This window comes from Mitsuokella multacida DSM 20544, assembly GCF_000155955.1.
GTDB classification, from domain to species: Bacteria; Bacillota; Negativicutes; order Selenomonadales; family Selenomonadaceae; genus Mitsuokella; species Mitsuokella multacida.
Genome location: NZ_GG697142.2, coordinates 665,747 through 681,199 on the forward strand (window position 1 = coordinate 665,747; position 15,453 = coordinate 681,199).

Genomic DNA, 15,453 nt, shown 5'->3' on the forward strand with positions numbered 1-15,453 from the left:
AAGCACGAGAGCACGCTGAAAGCAAGGAGAGAATAGATGGATGTCATTGCCTTAGTCGGTCCGAGCGGGACCGGGAAAAGCCACCGCGCGCTGATTGTCGCGCACAAGAACGGTGCCGATGCCATCATCGACGATGGCATCCTCATCAAGGATGGCAAAATCTTGGCGGGTCATTCGGCCAAGAAGGAGCAGAGCAAGATCATGGCCGTCCGGCGGGCCATCTTCATCCTGCCGGGCCATGCTGAGGAGGTGCGCAAGGCAATCGAGAAATCGCAGCCGCACCGCATCCTGATCCTCGGCACGTCGGAGAACATGGTCCAGAAGATCACGAGGGCGCTGCACCTGCCGCCCATCGCGAAGATCATCCGCATCGAGGACATCGCGACGCGGTCGGAGATGGAGAAGGCGCGTTTCTACCGCGTCAAGCAGGGCAAGCACATCATCCCTGTGCCGACGATCGAGCTCAAGCCGCATTTCTCCGGCTACCTCATCGACCCGCTGCAGTCGTTCTTCAAGCGCTCGTCGACAAGGCGCCGCCGCCTCGGCGAGAAGTCCATCGTGCGGCCGGTCTTCAGCTATTACGGCAAGCTCGTCATCGACGACTCGGCCATCAAGGGCATCGTGCGCCACGTCATCCTCAATGAGGGCCCGTTCAGCAAGGTCAGCGACATCGAGGTCAAGCACCTCTTCGCCGGTGACGAGGACCAGGGCCTGCGCATCTCCTGCAATGTGGTGCTGACGTATGGCAACCACATCCCGACGCTTCTGAAGCAGGCACAGGAGAAAGTCACGAGCCATGTCGAGTTCATGACGGGCATGATCGTCCACGAGGTGGACATCGTCGTCAAGACACTTTATGTACGAGCATGATTGTGCCCCCGCGCGAGGCTGCGGGGGCTTTTTCGCTATCCGGAGGTGAACCCTATGAAAGAAGTCAAATCGCCAAAGAAGCCGATGGCCTTTTACTATATCGTCGTGCTGGCGCTCATCCTGCTGTTCAATGAGATGGCAAGGCCTTACATGGAGCAGGCACAGATCGTGCCGGTCGACTACAGCACGTTCATGCAGTCCATCGACGACAAGACGGTCGACCACGTGGAGATCCAGTCGAACCAGATCCTCTACACGGTCAAGGACGACCACAAGAAGTACAAGACGGGCATCATGAATGACCCGACGCTCGCGCAGCGCTTGATGGAGTCGGGCGCGACCTTCACGCAGGACATCAAGGAGGAGACCTCGCCGCTCATGAGCTTCTTCCTCGCCTGGATCCTGCCGCTCTTGATCTTCTTCGCCATCGGCCAGTACATGAGCCGCAAGATTATGGACCGGGCGGGCGGCAACTCGATGATGTTCGGCGGCTCGGGCAATCAGGCGAAGATCTACGTGCCGTCGTCGGAGGGCATCCACTTCAGCGATGTGGCCGGCGAGGATGAGGCCAAGGAGAACCTCTCTGAGATTGTCGACTATCTGCACAATCCCTCAAAGTACACGAGCATCGGCGCCTCGATGCCGAAGGGCGTGCTGCTCGTCGGCCCGCCGGGCACCGGCAAGACGATGCTCGCGAAGGCCGTCGCCGGTGAGGCCAATGTGCCGTTCTTCTCGATTGCCGGCTCGGAATTCGTCGAGATGTTCGTCGGCATGGGTGCCTCGAAGGTCCGCGACCTCTTCAAGCAGGCGAAAGAGAAGGCGCCGTGCATCGTCTTCATCGATGAGATCGATGCGATCGGCCAGAAGCGCACGGGCGCGGCCATGGGCAACGACGAGCGCGAACAGACGCTCAACCAGCTGCTGACCGAGATGGACGGCTTCGAGGGCAATACGGGCGTCATCATCCTCGCGGCGACGAACCGCCCGGATTCTCTCGACCCGGCGCTCCTGCGCCCGGGCCGCTTTGACCGCCGCGTGCCGGTCGAGCTGCCGGACCTCAAGGGCCGCGAGGACATCCTCAAGGTCCACGCCAAGAAGGTCCGCCTCGCGGACGACGTCAACTTCCACACGATCGCGCGCATGGCGGCCGGCGCCTCGGGCGCTGAGCTCGCCAACATCATCAACGAGGGCGCGCTGCGCGCCGTGCGCTCGGGCCGCAGCGAGGTGACGGAGGCCGACCTCGAGGAGAGCATCGAAGTCGTCATCGCCGGCTACCAGAAGAAGAACGCCATCCTCTCGGATGCCGAGAAGCGCACGGTCGCCTACCACGAGATCGGCCATGCGCTCGTCGCGGCGCTGCAGTCGCACTCCGCGCCGGTCCAGAAGATCACGATCATCCCGCGCACGTCGGGCGCGCTCGGCTACACGATGCAGGTCGAGCAGCAGGATAAGTACATCCTCTCGCGCGAAGAGCTCGAGAACAAGATCGCGACGTTCACGGCCGGCCGTGCCGCCGAGGAGGTCAAGTTCGGCCTCGTCAGCACGGGCGCCTCGAACGATATCGAGCAGGCGACGAAGCTCGCGCGCGCGATGATCACGCGCTACGGCATGAGTGACGAGTTCGACATGGTCGCGATGGAGACGGTCAACAACCGCTACCTCGGCGGCGACACGAGCCTGACCTGCTCGGCGGCCACGCAGCAGCAAATCGACAAGAAGGTCGTCGAGCTCGTGCGCAAGCAGCACGAGAAGGCCATCGCCCTCTTGAAGGCCCATATGGACAAGCTCGACGCGCTCGCCTCCTACCTCTACGAGAAGGAGACCATCACGGGCGACGAGTTCATGAAGATCCTCGAGGGCGACAAGAGCGAGACGCAGGAAGTCGAGTCGGCCGAGCAGAAACTGCTCGCCGACGAGGAGAAGGACGCCAAAGCCGATGCCGAGAAGGCAAAGGAGCTCGCGTTCCTCTCGGAGCCTTCCGCGTCTTCAAAGCCTGCAGCGTCTTCGGAAGCCAAGGAAGCCAAGACTGAAACTGCAGCACCCGTGGCAGCGGATGTTCAGGGAAAGGGCGAGAGCTCCTCAGAACAGCCGCAGCCGCCGCAGAGCTGACCCTGTCATTTGCTTTTTCGTTGTCGTTGTGTTATATTTAGATATCATGACGATGATGAAGAAGAGTAGCCTGAGGCTGCATCGGCAGGGAGTCCCGCCTGGACTGGGAGCGGGATGGTGCAAGCAGGTGAATGTTCGCTTCGGAGTCTCCGCAGGAAATGGCGGACGCAGGGCTGCGTTAGAGCCAAACGAAGCTACAAATCAGGGTGGTACCGCGAATCCTACCTTCGCCCCTCGTTTTCGGGGGCGGAGGTTTTTTATTTTCTAGGAGGTCAGTATGGAGGACAAGATTGAACAGCTGAAGGCACAGGCTGCCGAGGCAATCAAGAACGCTGCAGGGAATCTCTCGGAGCTCGACGATATCCGCGTCAAGTTCCTCGGCAAGAAGGGCGAGTTCACGACCATCTTGCGCGGCATGGGAGCGCTGGCAAAGGAAGACCGGCCGAAGGTCGGCAAGATCGTCAACGAGGCGAAGGCGGAGATCGCTGCTCTCATCCAGCAGAAGAATGAGGAGCTCAAGGCGCGCGAGATGCAGGCACGCCTCGAGCGCGAGAAGATCGACGTCACGCTGCCGGGCCGCCAGCAGCCGCTCGGCCATCTGCACCCGCTGACGCTGACGCTCGAGCGCATCAAGGACATCTTCTTCCGCATGGGCTTCTCCGTCGAGGAAGGCCCGGAGATCGAGAAGGACTACTACAACTTCGAGGCACTCAATCTGCCGAAGGACCATCCGGCCCGCGACATGCAGGACTCGTTCTACATCACGGAGGACATCCTCATGCGCTCGCAGACCTCGCCGGTACAGGCGCGCACGATGCAGAAGAATGAGCCGAACGCGCCAATCCGCATGATCGCGCCGGGCCGCGTCTATCGCCGCGATGAGTACGATGCGACGCACTCGCCGATGTTCACGCAGGTCGAGGGCCTCGTCATCGACGAGGGCATCACGTTTGCCGACCTCAAGGGCACGCTCGAGCTCTTCCTGCGCCAGATCTTCAGCGAGGACGTCAAGGTCCGCCTGCGCCCGAGCTTCTTCCCGTTCACGGAGCCGTCGACGGAGGTCGATATCTCCTGCGTCATGTGCCACGGCAAGGGCTGCAAGGTCTGCAAGGGCACGGGCTGGCTCGAGATCCTCGGCGCTGGCATGGTCCATCCGCATGTGCTGGAGATGAGCGGCTACGACCCGAAGAAGGTCTCGGGCTTCGCCTTCGGCATGGGCGTGGAGCGCATCGCGATGCTCTCGTACGGCGTCGACGATCTGCGCCTGTTCTACGACAACGACATGCGCTTCCTGCGCCAGTTCTGAGAGAGGAGATTGACAATGCAAGTTTCCATTAAGTGGTTGAAGGACTATATTGATTTTGACTGGTCGGCAGAGGAGCTGGCTGACCGCTTCACGATGGCTGGCGTGCCGGTCGAGAACGTCATCCGCGCGGACGAGGGCCTCGACAAGGTCGTCACGGGCCGCATCGAGAGGCTCGAGAAACACCCGGACTCGGATCACCTCCAGATCTGCCAGATGAACGTCGGCGAGAAGGAGCTCATCCAGATCATCACGGGCGCACAGAATGTGGCTGAGGGCCAGGTCGTGCCGGTCGCGATGGTCGGCGCGCATCTGCCGAACGGCCTCCACATCAAGAAGGGCAAGCTGCGCGGCCTGCCGTCGAACGGCATGCTCTGCTCGGCCGGTGAGCTCCACCTCGACCTCACGAAGCTGACGGAGGAGGAGAAGGACGGCATCTACATCCTGCCGGCGGACACGCCGGTCGGCGTGCCGGCCAAGGACGTGCTCGGCCTCGACGACGTCGTGCTCGAGTTCGAGCTCACGGCGAACCGCGGCGACTGCTTCAGCGTCCTCGGCCTCGTGCGCGAGATCGCGGTGCTGACGGGCAACAAGCCGAAGTGGCCGGCCATCGCCTGCAACGAGGACGATGCGGCCAAGGCTGCCGACATGATCTCCATCGGCATCGAGGCGCGCGACCTCTGCGACCGCTTCAGCACGCGCGTCATCAAGAACGTCAAGATTGGCCCGTCGCCTGAGTGGATGCAGCAGCGCCTCGAGGGTGCCGGCATCCGCGCCATCAACAACGTCGTCGACGTGACGAACTTCGTCATGATCGAGCTCGGCCAGCCGATGCACGCCTACGACTACGATGAGATCACGGGCCACACGCTGACGGCCCGCCTCGCTAAAGAGGGCGAGAACCTCCACACGCTCGACGACAGCTCGCGCCTCGCGAAGGGCACGGAGCTCGTCATCGCCGATGCCGAGCATCCGGCCGGCCTCGCGGGTATCATGGGCGGCCTCGAGACCGAGGTCACGGAGAAGACGACGACGGTCGTGCTCGAAGCCGCTTCGTTCAACGGCCCGAGCATCCGCCGCACGGCGCGCGCCTGCGGCCTGCACTCGGAGGCCTCGGGCCGCTTCGAGCGCGGCGTCGACGTGACGAACACGCCGCGCGCGCTCGATCGCGCCTGCCAACTGCTGCAGGACATGGGCGCCTGCACGGTCACGCAGGGCATCGTCGACTGCTATCCGGAGCCGAAGCAGCCGGTGACGATCGACTACACGACGGACGAGATCAACCGCCGCCTCGGCACGGAGATCCCGGGCGAGGAGATGGTCAAGATCCTCACGGAGCTCGGCTTCACGGTCGAGGCGAAGGGCGAGGAAACCTACCATGTCACCGTGCCGTCGTGGCGCAATGACTGCACCTACATGGAGGACCTCTCGGAGGAAGTCGCGCGCATCTACGGCTTCGACAAGATCGCGAGCACGACGCCGTTTGGCCGCATGGTCCAGGGTAAGCAGAGCGCGAAGCAGAACTTTGTCGATAAGATCAAGCACACGCTCGCAAGCCTCGGCATGACGGAGGAGCTCTCGTTCGCCTTCACGAGCACGGACCTCTTCGACAAGCTGCTCGTGCCGGCTGACTCGCCGCTCCGCCAGGCCATCCCCATCCTCAATCCGCTGACGGATGAGGCGCCGCTCGTCCGCACGTGCCTCTTGACCTCCATCATGGAGAACGCCGTGCGCAACTTCTCGCGCAAGAACAACGACATCAAGCTCTTCGACGTCGCGCCGGTATTCCTGCCGCACGCGCTGCCGCTGACGGAGCTGCCGGAGGAGCGCCTGATGGTCGCCGGTCTCATCACGGGTCGCCGCGAGGAAGTCGGCTGGAACCAGGGAAATGAGATGGTCGACTTCTTCGACATGAAGGGCATCGTCGAGGAGCTCTTCCGCGTGCTCGGCATCTCGAAGTACACGGTCGAGGCCGGCGAGCACTTCGCCATGCACCCGGGCAAGACGGCGCTCTTCAAGAAGGGCCGCGAGGTCATCGCCGCCGTCGGCGAGCTTCACCCGCAGGCTGCCGTGAACTTCGGCATCAAGCAGAAGGTCTACCTCTTCGAGATGGACCTCGAGGTGCTCATGAAGTACACGGGCAAGAGCTTCCACTTCGAGTCGCTGCCGAAGTACCCGGCGACGGCGCGCGACCTCGCCATCGTCGTCGATGAGAGCGTCGCCTCGGCTGACATCGAGCGCGTCATCGCGAAGAACGGCGGCAAGCACTTCAAGGGTGTCACGCTGTTCGACGTCTACACGGGCGAGCACGTCGCGAAGGGCAAGAAGAGCCTGGCCTTCAACCTGCAGTTCCAGTCGAAGGACAAGACGCTGACGGATGATGAGGCCGATGCAGCCTTTAAGAACATCCTCCAGGCTGTCGAGAAGCACTTTGATGCCGAGCTTCGCGCCTGAGTCATTTTGAGGCATTGTTGAGAGAGTAGGACGGAGGTGCATCAGATGGCTGATGTGGACCCAAAGGCGCCTCAGCGCGTCGTCGTCGAGATTTTCGGCGAGAGCTATCCGCTGCGGACGGATGACCCCGCGCGCCTCAAGAAGCTGGCGGCCGGCGTGGATCACCTGATGAAGAAGATGGCGGGCAGCGTCAAGAGCTTTGACGGCACGAAGATTGCCGTGCTCACAGCGTTGCAGCTCGCCGATGAATACGACAAGCTCAAGCAGGACTACGACGAGCTCGTCGAGCTGCTGGACGAGAAATAACATCGAGCATAACGGCTCTGCCAAGAGGCCGCCCCACGAGAGGGCGGCCTTTTTGTGTGCGCATCTTGGACATCAGAGTGATTTTCTCTTGACGTTAGAAAGCCTTTTCCGTATAATTAAATTGTAAATAAAAGAGTTGAACATGTTCAACTTAAAAAGAATCAGGGGGAAATATGAGATGAAACAACACACACAGGAAATCCGGCAGCGCGTGCTGGAAAGTGCCAAGGAACTGCTGATCGAGCAGGGATACAAGAAGACGACGATCCGCGGCATCGTGGAGCGGTCGGGCGTATTGACGGGCAGCATCTACTACTTCTTCAAGAACAAGGAAGCCATCTTCGCGGAGATGCTCGAGTCCATCATCCACCAGTGCATCGAGAAGATTGACACGTGCTGTGAGGGGGAGACAGCCGCGTTCAAGTTCGCCGTGCTCTGCGAGGTGGAGCTCAAGAAGATGCAGGACGACCCGCGCATCCGCGAGATCTACTTCGAGTGCTACCGCTCGCCGGTCATCTTCGAGAAGTTCGTCGACCTGTTCGCCTCGTTTGCCAAGCGGCTGTTCGGCACGCGCTTCACGGATGAGGAGTACCGCCAGAAGAACCTGCTGATCAAGGGCGCGATGGGCGCGAGCATCACGGCGCTCTACTTCGAGCACGAGATGGACGACGAGCGGACGCGCGCGGAGGTCATCCGCGGCACGCTGCGCCTTATGAGCGTCCCAGAAGAAGAGATCCGGGCGACGATGGACCGCATGCGCGGCCGTGAGGAGCTCTGGCAGCACATCGCACAGGAACTCGTCGAGATGCCGCTGGCCATCTGAGCCGGCGCAGCAAGAAAGCGCGGCGCCATGCGCATGCGCCCAAATCATGGGCTGACGCATGCCATTATTTGAACATGTTCAAATAATAAGGGATAAACAAATTGAGGTGAGGAACATGAGAAACGAGAAGATGATGAGGATAGGGAAATGGGAGCGCATCTTGGCGCTCTGCCTGGCCGTGCTGATGACGCTGCTCATCTGCACGGGATGCGGCAGGACGGCCGATGCCGACAAGACGACATGGGGCCGCGCGGATGCGAAGGAGATCGACGTCAACTCAAAGATCGCGGGGCGCGTCGTCGCGCTCTACGTCAAGGAGGGCGATACGGTCAAGGAAGGGCAGGTCATCGCGCGCATCGACAAGCGCAGCCTCGAGGCCCAGAAGGCTGAGGCTGAGGCCAGCATCCGCGCCCTGCGCGCCCAGCAGGCACAGGCGTTCGTGACGACGAACATGGAGTCGGGCACGACTTCGTCGGCCGTCTCGCAGGCGCAGGCCACGGCGGACAAGGCGCGGGCTGACCTCGCGCTCTCGCAGGCCGACCACGACCGCTATGCGGAACTCCTCGCGCAGGGCGCCGTCTCGCGTCAGACGTTCGACCAGTACGACACGAAGTACCAGACGGCGCAGGCCACCTACGCGCAGGCGCAGGCGGCGGTCAACCAGGCACAGGCCGGCACGCTGCAGACGGACGCTTCGCGGGCCAATGAGCAGGCGATGGCGATGAAGCTGGAGCAGGCGGAGGCCACGCTGCAGAACATCGAGGTATCACTCGACGAGACGGAGATCCGCGCGCCGTTCGACGGCGTCATCACGGAGAAGTACATCGAGGAAGGCTCGATGATCTCGAACGGCACGCCGCTCGTCGCGGTGCAGGACCCGACGGACAACTGGGTCGACATCAAGGTGCCGGAGACGGAGCTCTCGAAGTACGCCGTCGGCCAGCAGGTGAAGCTCATCGGCCGCGATGACAAGACGGAGGTCACGGGCACCATCACGGATATCAGCAAGAAAGCGGAATTCGCGACCCAGCGCGCGACGAGCGAGCGCGGCGATGAGACGGATATCGTCAGCTTCAATGTCAAGGTACAGGTCGACTCCGAAGTCCTGCGCCCGGGCATGCGCTTCCGCCTGGCCGGTAATGCGTCATGACACGGCTGCTCGCGGCGCTGCGCACGATCTATGAAGTCGCGGCCGATGAGTTCTGGTACCTCGTGAAGGGCAGGCCGCCCGTGGCGCTCGTGCCCTTCATCGTGCCGCTCGGCTTTGCCGTGCTCTTCGGCTTCGTCTATCAGGAGAACGTCGTCAACCACATCCCGATGGTCGTCTGGGACGAGGACCAGTCGGCGACGAGCCGCTCGCTCATTCAGGCCTACACGGATGCGGACCGCTTCGACTTCGTCGCGCAGGTCGACACAGAGGAGGAGATGCTCGATGCCATCCATGCGGGCGAGGCGCGCGTGGCTCTGTCCATCCCGAAGGATTTCGACAAGGAGCTCAAGTCGGGGCAGGGCACGGACTTCATGCTGATGGTCGACTCGTCGAACAACATGTTCGGCAATGCGGCCATCAGCGCCTCGCAGGAAGTCAGCCGCTCGTTCTCCGTGGCGGCGGGCCAGCAGCTGCTCGAAAGCCAGGGCCTGCTGCCGGATGACGCCATCGTATCCGTCTATCCCGTGCGCATGGGCGTGCGCATCCTAGGCAACCCGGCCAACGGCTACGCGTCCTTTATGCTCTCGGGCCTCATGATGAACGGCCTGCAGATCGGCATCATGCTCTCGCTCGCGCCTGCGCTCGTCACGGAGCTCTTCCGCCGCCGCTTCGCCGATCGGAATGCCTTCCTGATCCTGCTCGGCAAGAGTCTGCCGTACTGGTGCTTTGCGCTCACAGCCTATGTGCTCGCGCTCCTCGTCGTCATCTACGGCTTTGCCGTGCCGATGCGCGGCAACTGGGCGGAGGCCGTGCTTTTAGGCGCTGCCTTCATCTTCTTCGTCAGCAGCGTCCTGCACGTCTTCTCGGCCTGCTGCCCGACGCGCGTGCTCTCACTGCAGGCCCCGATGGTCTACATCATGCCGGGGCTGCTCTACAGCGGTCTCTCGTGGCCGAACTTCGACATGAGTGACATCGCTTCAATGCTCGGCATGCTGATGCCGATGACGTACGGCGGCGACACGCTGCGCGACATCCTGCTGAGCGGCACGGCGCCCGCGCTCTACAAGAACTGCCTGGTCATGCTCTTGGGCGGCCTCGGCCGCCAGCTCGTGGCCTCGCTGCTCTTCTACCTGCGGCGCAAGCATCACTTCTGGACCGGAGAGGAGGGGTCCGCATGAAGGATCTGCTCTTGGCCATCCGGCGTGAATTCCTCATGGCCCTGCACGACCCGCGCCGCCTCGTCTTCCTGTTCGGCGCGGCCGTGGCCTACCTCATCGTCTTCGGCCTGCTCTACGTGCCGAACATCGTCAAGGACGTGCCGTGCGTCGTCTACGATGCGGAGGACTCGCATTTCTCGCGCGAGCTCGTCCGCGACATCGAGAGCAGCGACAGCATGCGCGCCGTCCTCTTCGTCGACAGCGAGGAGGATATGCGCGAGGCACTGCGCCAGAAGCAGGCGTATGCGGCCATCGAGATCCCGGCGGACTTCTCGCGCAAGGTCAAGACGGGGCAGAGCGCCGAGGTGCTCTACATGGCCAACGGCGCAAACATCATCCTGACGAACATCACGAGTTCGGCCATGCAGGACATCCTCGCGGACTTCTCGGACCGCTTCGCCGCAGAGCGCACGGCCCTGCGCACGGGCGGCGATGAGGAGCTCCTGCAGAACATGATCTCGCCGGTCCACGCGCATCTGCGCGTGCTCTACAACACGACGCAGGGCTACATGTTCTTCTTCCTGCTCGGCCTCGCGATGGTCGCGTTCCAGCAGGGCATCCTCTTCGCCGTCGGCGCGGCGATCTGCGGCGAGTACGAGCAGTTGCGCGCGGGCGCGGGCGACTGGCAGGGGGCCTCCTGGCTGCTGCTCGTCGCCAAGCTCGTGCTCTACTTCGCGCTCGCCATGCTCTCGTACCTGCTCGTCACCGTGCTCGTGCAGTACGTCTTCGCGATACCGCTGAAGGCGCCTCTTGGCACACTGCTCGGTTTGGCCGCTGCCTTTATCGTCGCGGCGATGAGCTTTGGCATCTTCGCCTCGGCCATCTTCCCGTGTGAGATGGAGTTCGTGCGGGCCATCATCATGTACCCGGTGCCGGCGTTCATCCTGTCAGGCTACACCTGGCCGCAGGAGTCGATGCCGGCCTGGCTGCAGAGAGTCGCCGAGGCGTTCCCGCTCTCGTGGTTCTCGAACACCGTGCGCGAGCTCTTCCTCGCGGGCCATTCGCCGCGCCTTGCCGGCGACTATCAGGCGTTCGCTGTGCTCACGGCCGTCTTCCTGAGCCTCGGCGCCATGCTCTTCTGCTGGCGCATGCGGCGCTACCGGCGCGCGGCCGACGCTGAGCGCTGAAGAGCCGAAGAATCGAGAGAAGAATTGAGAGGTGGTCGCATCTGTGATAGAATAAGGAAAGATTCAAGATCCACAGAACGTAGTGAGACGCAAGGACTGCGGACCGCTCGAAGGTAGCAGGGATTTCAGAAAAGGATGGCGCATCATCATGGCTAAGAAACACGATACACACGATACAGTACATGCCGCACAGAAGCAACAGAAGCAATCGGACGCGTCGAAGTGGAGCCGGACGCTGCTCGCTCTGCCGATAGCGGCACTCGGCCTGCTCACCTGGCAGACGACGGCTATGGCCGCTGCGCCTGTGGCTGCCGCGGCAAGCCAGACGGCAGAGAGCGCAGGGCAGGCGACGCAGCAGGAGGCAGGCAAGGCAGAGGCACAGCAGCCGCAGGGACTCCATGTCGAGCCGGTCAAGGCAGCTGAGACAGAGACCGCCAAGGCGCCGTCCGCAAAGACTGTGCCGACGGCGGCGGAGCCCGCGGCCAAGAAAGCAGAGAAGCGCAAGAACATCGAGGTGCAGCTCGAGTACCTCGAGGGCCGCTTCTTCGCGAAGCGCGATGTCGATCTCTACAACGTGCATGTCTACCGCCAGTACAAGGAGCTCGGCGCGCTCTCGCTGCATTACGGCCTGACGTTCGAGCGCGCGACGGGCAGCACGACGGAGGACGACATCTGGCGTGATGCCGAGGCCGTCGGCTTCGGCCCGTCCTACATGATGCGCTGGACGAAGCACATCTCGGGCAAGCTCGACGGCTCCATTGACGGCTCAGGCAGCCTGCTCGCCTACAACCACGCCCATCCGGGCAACGGCCGCGCCTACGGCTTCCTCTGGCGCATCGGCCCGCGTCTCACGTATCATTACACCGACCGCGACGCGCTGAGCCTCGCCTACCTCTTCCACCATTCGTCGAATGGCATGAGCACCCACAACCCGGGCTACAACGGCGTTGGCTTCTCACTGGGCTTCACGCATTGGTATTGATGGACGCAAGAGCGCCCTCTCATGGAATTATCCTTCCAGAGAGGGCGCTCTTTTTTAAGAATTCTTATTTAGAATAATAAAAATATTTTAAAGATTGGCAGGATTTAAGAGGGTGCACGGAGAAACTAATAAACATCCGCTGGATGTGGACAGATTGGATTGAGATACGGAAGACATGTAAACCGTATCGGCTCCGGAACGCGGGGCCAAGTTCTTTGATTCGAGAGGAGGATTCTTTCATGCAGACTCGACAGAATGAAGCAGGTTTCACCTTGATTGGCATGCTGATTGCCGTGGGCATCGTGGCAATCCTCGCATTGATTGCCGTACCGAAATTCACTTCTGCCATCGCCTCGGCCAATACGGCCAGGATACAATCCGACTTGTCTACACTGAATACAGCGATTGCCGTCTATGAGATCGATAATGGAAAAGCGCCGGAGAAGATTGCGGATCTGAAGGATTATCTGCAGTCCACGGATATCAAGCCGCCGACGGGGCAATGTTATGTGAATGGCGAATCCGTGAAGCTCGAAGCGGCTGCGTATACGATCGATAAGGATAACAGGCGGGCACTCTGCAATGGCAATGCCATCGGTGCGTTCACCAAAGAGAAGAAGACTGCAGAGGAAACACCCCCAAAACCGGAATCGGGTAATGGTGGCTGAGCCATGGTTGGCTATCTGCCCTTGCGGGCGCGCATCATCATCGTGCTGCTGCTCGTCCTGATGCTTTTTGGCCTGTCAATGGCTGACCTGGACCATCTCGAACTCGTCCGGGGTGGCCTGTTTTGCGTGCTCCTGCTCGTCATGGCGGTCATCGACTTCCGGACGGGGCTGCTGCCGGACAAGGGCAATCTCTACCTGGCAGGACTCGGCCTCATGATGGCCGGGCTCACGGGGGAGGCACAGGACGCACTTCTCGGCGCGCTGCTCGGCGCGGCCTTGCTCTTTGCCCTGCGCACGCTGTCGCGCGGCGGCATCGGGCTCGGCGACGTCAAGTATGCGGCGGCCTTCGGCATCTGGCTCGGCTGGCAGGGGACACTTTTGGCGCTCGCGCTGTCCTTTGCGCTCGGCGCGTGTCTGGCGCTCGTGCTGCTCGGCACGGGGCGGCTGGGCCGCCGGGACCGGCTGGCCTTCGGGCCGTTCCTGTCGGCGGGAGCGTACCTCAGTTACATCAGCGGTGCGGCTTTCTGGTCGGCCTATGAGGTGCTGCTATGAAAGAGCAAGGTTCGCTGCTCTTGGAGGTCATCGTCGCCTGCGCTGTCCTCGCAGTCCTTTCTATGGCGGCTCTGCCATGTGCGCTGGCAATCTACCGTGAGGCGGCTCTGGAGTACGAGATGCAGTGCCTCTTGAGTGACATCCGCTATGTGCGCGAGATCTCGCGCACGACGCAGGTCTGGCCCAAGAGCATGAAGGGCAAGGCAGAGCAGCAGCTGCCGTCGTGGCGTCAGGCGCAGATGCGCTTCCGCCGCACGGGCTACACGATGCTGGCGGGCTCGGCCCGGCAGGGGAGCCACGATTTTCTGCCGGGCATCGAGCTCAAGGGGCGCTTCGTGACGGGGGACATGGATGGCCCTGCGTTGGCGTTTGGCGACGAGGGCATCTTGATGACACCGTGCACGATGGTGCTCTTCTGGACGGAGGCGCCACAGTCGTTGCGCAGGATCATCCTGAGTGCGGGCGGCCGTGCGCGTGTGGAGAGGCGGTGATAGGAGGGAATGGCGATGAAAGACGGTGAGAAGGGGTTCCTGCTGCTCGAGACGCTCGTGCTCGCGGCGGTGCTCGTCCTGATGGCGAGCGCCCTGCTGCTCTACCGCCAAGGGCTGCGCATGGAGGCGCAGACCCGCTTCGAGGCGGCGGCCACGTTTCTTGCGGAGTCGGAGTTCGCGTATCTTGAGTACCGGGCTGCTTCGGGGACACTGGCAGAAGGGGCATCCGTGCGGCAGGAGCACGTGGCTTTCTCACCGGAAGCATCGGATGTTTCCGGAGGTGGCGACTTCCTGCTCCGCACGGACATCCAGCGGATGGAGCAGGCAGGCGCTTACCGAGCGGCTGTGACCGTCGCGTGGCAGCACGGCGGGCGGCAGCATCAGCAAGTGTATCAGAGGAGGGTAGGGGTATATGAAGGGCAGTAGAGAAGCGGGCACCGTCCTGCTCGACATGCTCGTCTCCCTGCCCGTTCTCGTCTTCCTTCTGGCAGCGATGGGGGCCATGGTGGTCATGGTCTTCCGCGCTGCCTTTTTCCTCATCGCGGACAGCGAGCTGCATCAGGAGGTCCAGATGGCCATGCGCCAGGTGGCCGACGAGGCGCGGATCTCGTACCGGGTGCGCAGCCAGCGCCACAATGGCAGGCCGAGCATCATCTTCTATCAGTACTGCTCGCCGGATGAGTCGCTTACTGGCACGTTCCAAGTGCAGTACTGGGTTCATCGTGTGAACAAGGTGGACAAGCTCGTCTGGCGCGATGCGACGTGGCCGCTGACGGGCAACAATTCGCTAGCGGGCGTCGATATCACGGAATTCTCGTGTACAGAGCTCGCGCCGCGGCTGCAAGAGATACGGCTGACGGGCAGGAGCAAGGTGACGGGGCACAGCTACACGCTCGCGGTCGCGGTCTACGGCCCGGAGCGCAGTGACTGATGTGGCGGAAGCGATAGAAGCGATGGAAGCGACTGAGGGGAGGTCTGGGAATGGAGCGGGAACGAGGCTCGGCCGCTGTCTGGGCCATGCTCTTGACGGTGGTCGTCATGATGCTCGGCACGGCGGTCTGCTACACGGCTTATAGCAGCCGGAAGATGACGGCTTCGTACGAGCACGAGGTGAACCTGCGCCTCGCGGCGGAAGAGACGTTGCAGGAGGCGGTGAGGCGCGCTGTGGCGGATCCTGCGCTGCTGGCGGACGGCGCGACCCTCGTGGCGCCGCACGAGGTCCAGAGCGAGAAAGGCGTGCTCATCGTGCAGGCCGTTGTGGCAGAGAAGCGGGGCTCGTACTGGGTCGTCGCTGTGGCACGCGAACAGGAGCGCGATGATTGGCAGCGCCACAAGATCGCGCGGGGACTCTTGGAACGGAAAGGGGATGCTTATGTCTGGAAGGGAAGGAGCCGCTGAAGC

The 15,453-nt window shown here is 62.3% G+C and carries 16 protein-coding genes; all 16 read left to right on the top strand.

Going from position 1 to position 15,453, the window contains the following annotated elements:
* Positions 1-36 precede the first annotated feature (36 nt).
* The 16 genes from MITSMUL_RS09975 to MITSMUL_RS10050 all read left to right on the top strand — a co-directional run bounded on the left by MITSMUL_RS09975 (position 37) and on the right by MITSMUL_RS10050 (position 15,450).
* Positions 37-870 carry an Asp23/Gls24 family envelope stress response protein gene (locus tag MITSMUL_RS09975; RefSeq protein WP_005842324.1) on the top strand — a complete coding sequence of 278 codons (834 nt, stop codon included), beginning with the start codon at positions 37-39 and terminating at the stop codon, positions 868-870.
* 54 nt (positions 871-924) lie between these two features.
* Positions 925-2,979, top strand: coding sequence for an ATP-dependent zinc metalloprotease FtsH (gene ftsH / locus MITSMUL_RS09980; protein WP_005842325.1), 2,055 nt, complete (start codon positions 925-927; stop codon positions 2,977-2,979).
* Positions 2,980-3,256: 277 nt separating this feature from the next.
* Positions 3,257-4,285: a phenylalanine--tRNA ligase subunit alpha gene (gene pheS / locus MITSMUL_RS09985; RefSeq protein ID WP_005842326.1), complete on the top strand. Its 1,029-nt coding sequence runs from the start codon at positions 3,257-3,259 to the stop codon at positions 4,283-4,285.
* Between the two features lie 15 nt (positions 4,286-4,300).
* Positions 4,301-6,736: a phenylalanine--tRNA ligase subunit beta gene (gene pheT / locus MITSMUL_RS09990; protein WP_005842328.1), complete on the top strand. Its 2,436-nt coding sequence runs from the start codon at positions 4,301-4,303 to the stop codon at positions 6,734-6,736.
* A gap of 45 nt (positions 6,737-6,781) precedes the next feature.
* Positions 6,782-7,042 carry a cell division protein ZapA gene (locus MITSMUL_RS09995; RefSeq protein WP_005842329.1) on the top strand — a complete coding sequence of 87 codons (261 nt, stop codon included), beginning with the start codon at positions 6,782-6,784 and terminating at the stop codon, positions 7,040-7,042.
* 178 nt (positions 7,043-7,220) lie between these two features.
* Positions 7,221-7,865 (top strand): TetR/AcrR family transcriptional regulator, encoded by a 645-nt coding sequence (locus MITSMUL_RS10000; protein ID WP_040636216.1) that lies wholly within the window; start codon positions 7,221-7,223, stop codon positions 7,863-7,865.
* A 115-nt stretch (positions 7,866-7,980) separates the two neighbouring features.
* Positions 7,981-9,015, top strand: coding sequence for an HlyD family secretion protein (locus MITSMUL_RS10005; RefSeq protein WP_244944596.1), 1,035 nt, complete (start codon positions 7,981-7,983; stop codon positions 9,013-9,015).
* Positions 9,012-10,193, top strand: coding sequence for an ABC transporter permease (locus MITSMUL_RS10010; RefSeq protein ID WP_005842334.1), 1,182 nt, complete (start codon positions 9,012-9,014; stop codon positions 10,191-10,193). The genes MITSMUL_RS10005 and MITSMUL_RS10010 overlap by 4 nt, the downstream gene beginning before the upstream one ends.
* Positions 10,190-11,359, top strand: a complete 1,170-nt coding sequence (locus MITSMUL_RS10015) for an ABC transporter permease (protein WP_005842335.1) — start codon at positions 10,190-10,192, stop codon at positions 11,357-11,359. Before MITSMUL_RS10010 ends, MITSMUL_RS10015 begins: the two co-directional genes overlap by 4 nt.
* A 148-nt stretch (positions 11,360-11,507) precedes the next feature.
* On the top strand, positions 11,508-12,341 hold the full coding sequence (locus tag MITSMUL_RS10020) for an acyloxyacyl hydrolase (protein WP_005842337.1): 834 nt from the start codon (positions 11,508-11,510) through the stop codon (positions 12,339-12,341).
* A 239-nt stretch (positions 12,342-12,580) separates the two neighbouring features.
* Positions 12,581-13,009 carry a competence type IV pilus major pilin ComGC gene (locus tag MITSMUL_RS10025; protein WP_050751675.1) on the top strand — a complete coding sequence of 143 codons (429 nt, stop codon included), beginning with the start codon at positions 12,581-12,583 and terminating at the stop codon, positions 13,007-13,009.
* A 3-nt stretch (positions 13,010-13,012) separates the two neighbouring features.
* Positions 13,013-13,561 (top strand): prepilin peptidase, encoded by a 549-nt coding sequence (locus tag MITSMUL_RS10030; RefSeq protein ID WP_005842340.1) that lies wholly within the window; start codon positions 13,013-13,015, stop codon positions 13,559-13,561.
* Positions 13,558-14,052, top strand: coding sequence for a hypothetical protein (locus tag MITSMUL_RS12175; protein WP_005842342.1), 495 nt, complete (start codon positions 13,558-13,560; stop codon positions 14,050-14,052). Before MITSMUL_RS10030 ends, MITSMUL_RS12175 begins: the two co-directional genes overlap by 4 nt.
* Before the next feature lie 15 nt (positions 14,053-14,067).
* Complete coding sequence (locus tag MITSMUL_RS10040) at positions 14,068-14,478, top strand: type II secretion system protein (protein ID WP_040636217.1); 411 nt, start codon at positions 14,068-14,070, stop codon at positions 14,476-14,478.
* Positions 14,465-14,983 (top strand): hypothetical protein, encoded by a 519-nt coding sequence (locus MITSMUL_RS10045; RefSeq protein WP_005842346.1) that lies wholly within the window; start codon positions 14,465-14,467, stop codon positions 14,981-14,983. Before MITSMUL_RS10040 ends, MITSMUL_RS10045 begins: the two co-directional genes overlap by 14 nt.
* Positions 14,984-15,033: 50 nt before the next feature.
* Entirely contained in the window at positions 15,034-15,450 is a 417-nt protein-coding gene (locus MITSMUL_RS10050) for a pilus assembly PilX N-terminal domain-containing protein (RefSeq protein ID WP_005842347.1), read from the top strand.
* The last annotated feature ends 3 nt before the right edge of the window (positions 15,451-15,453 follow it).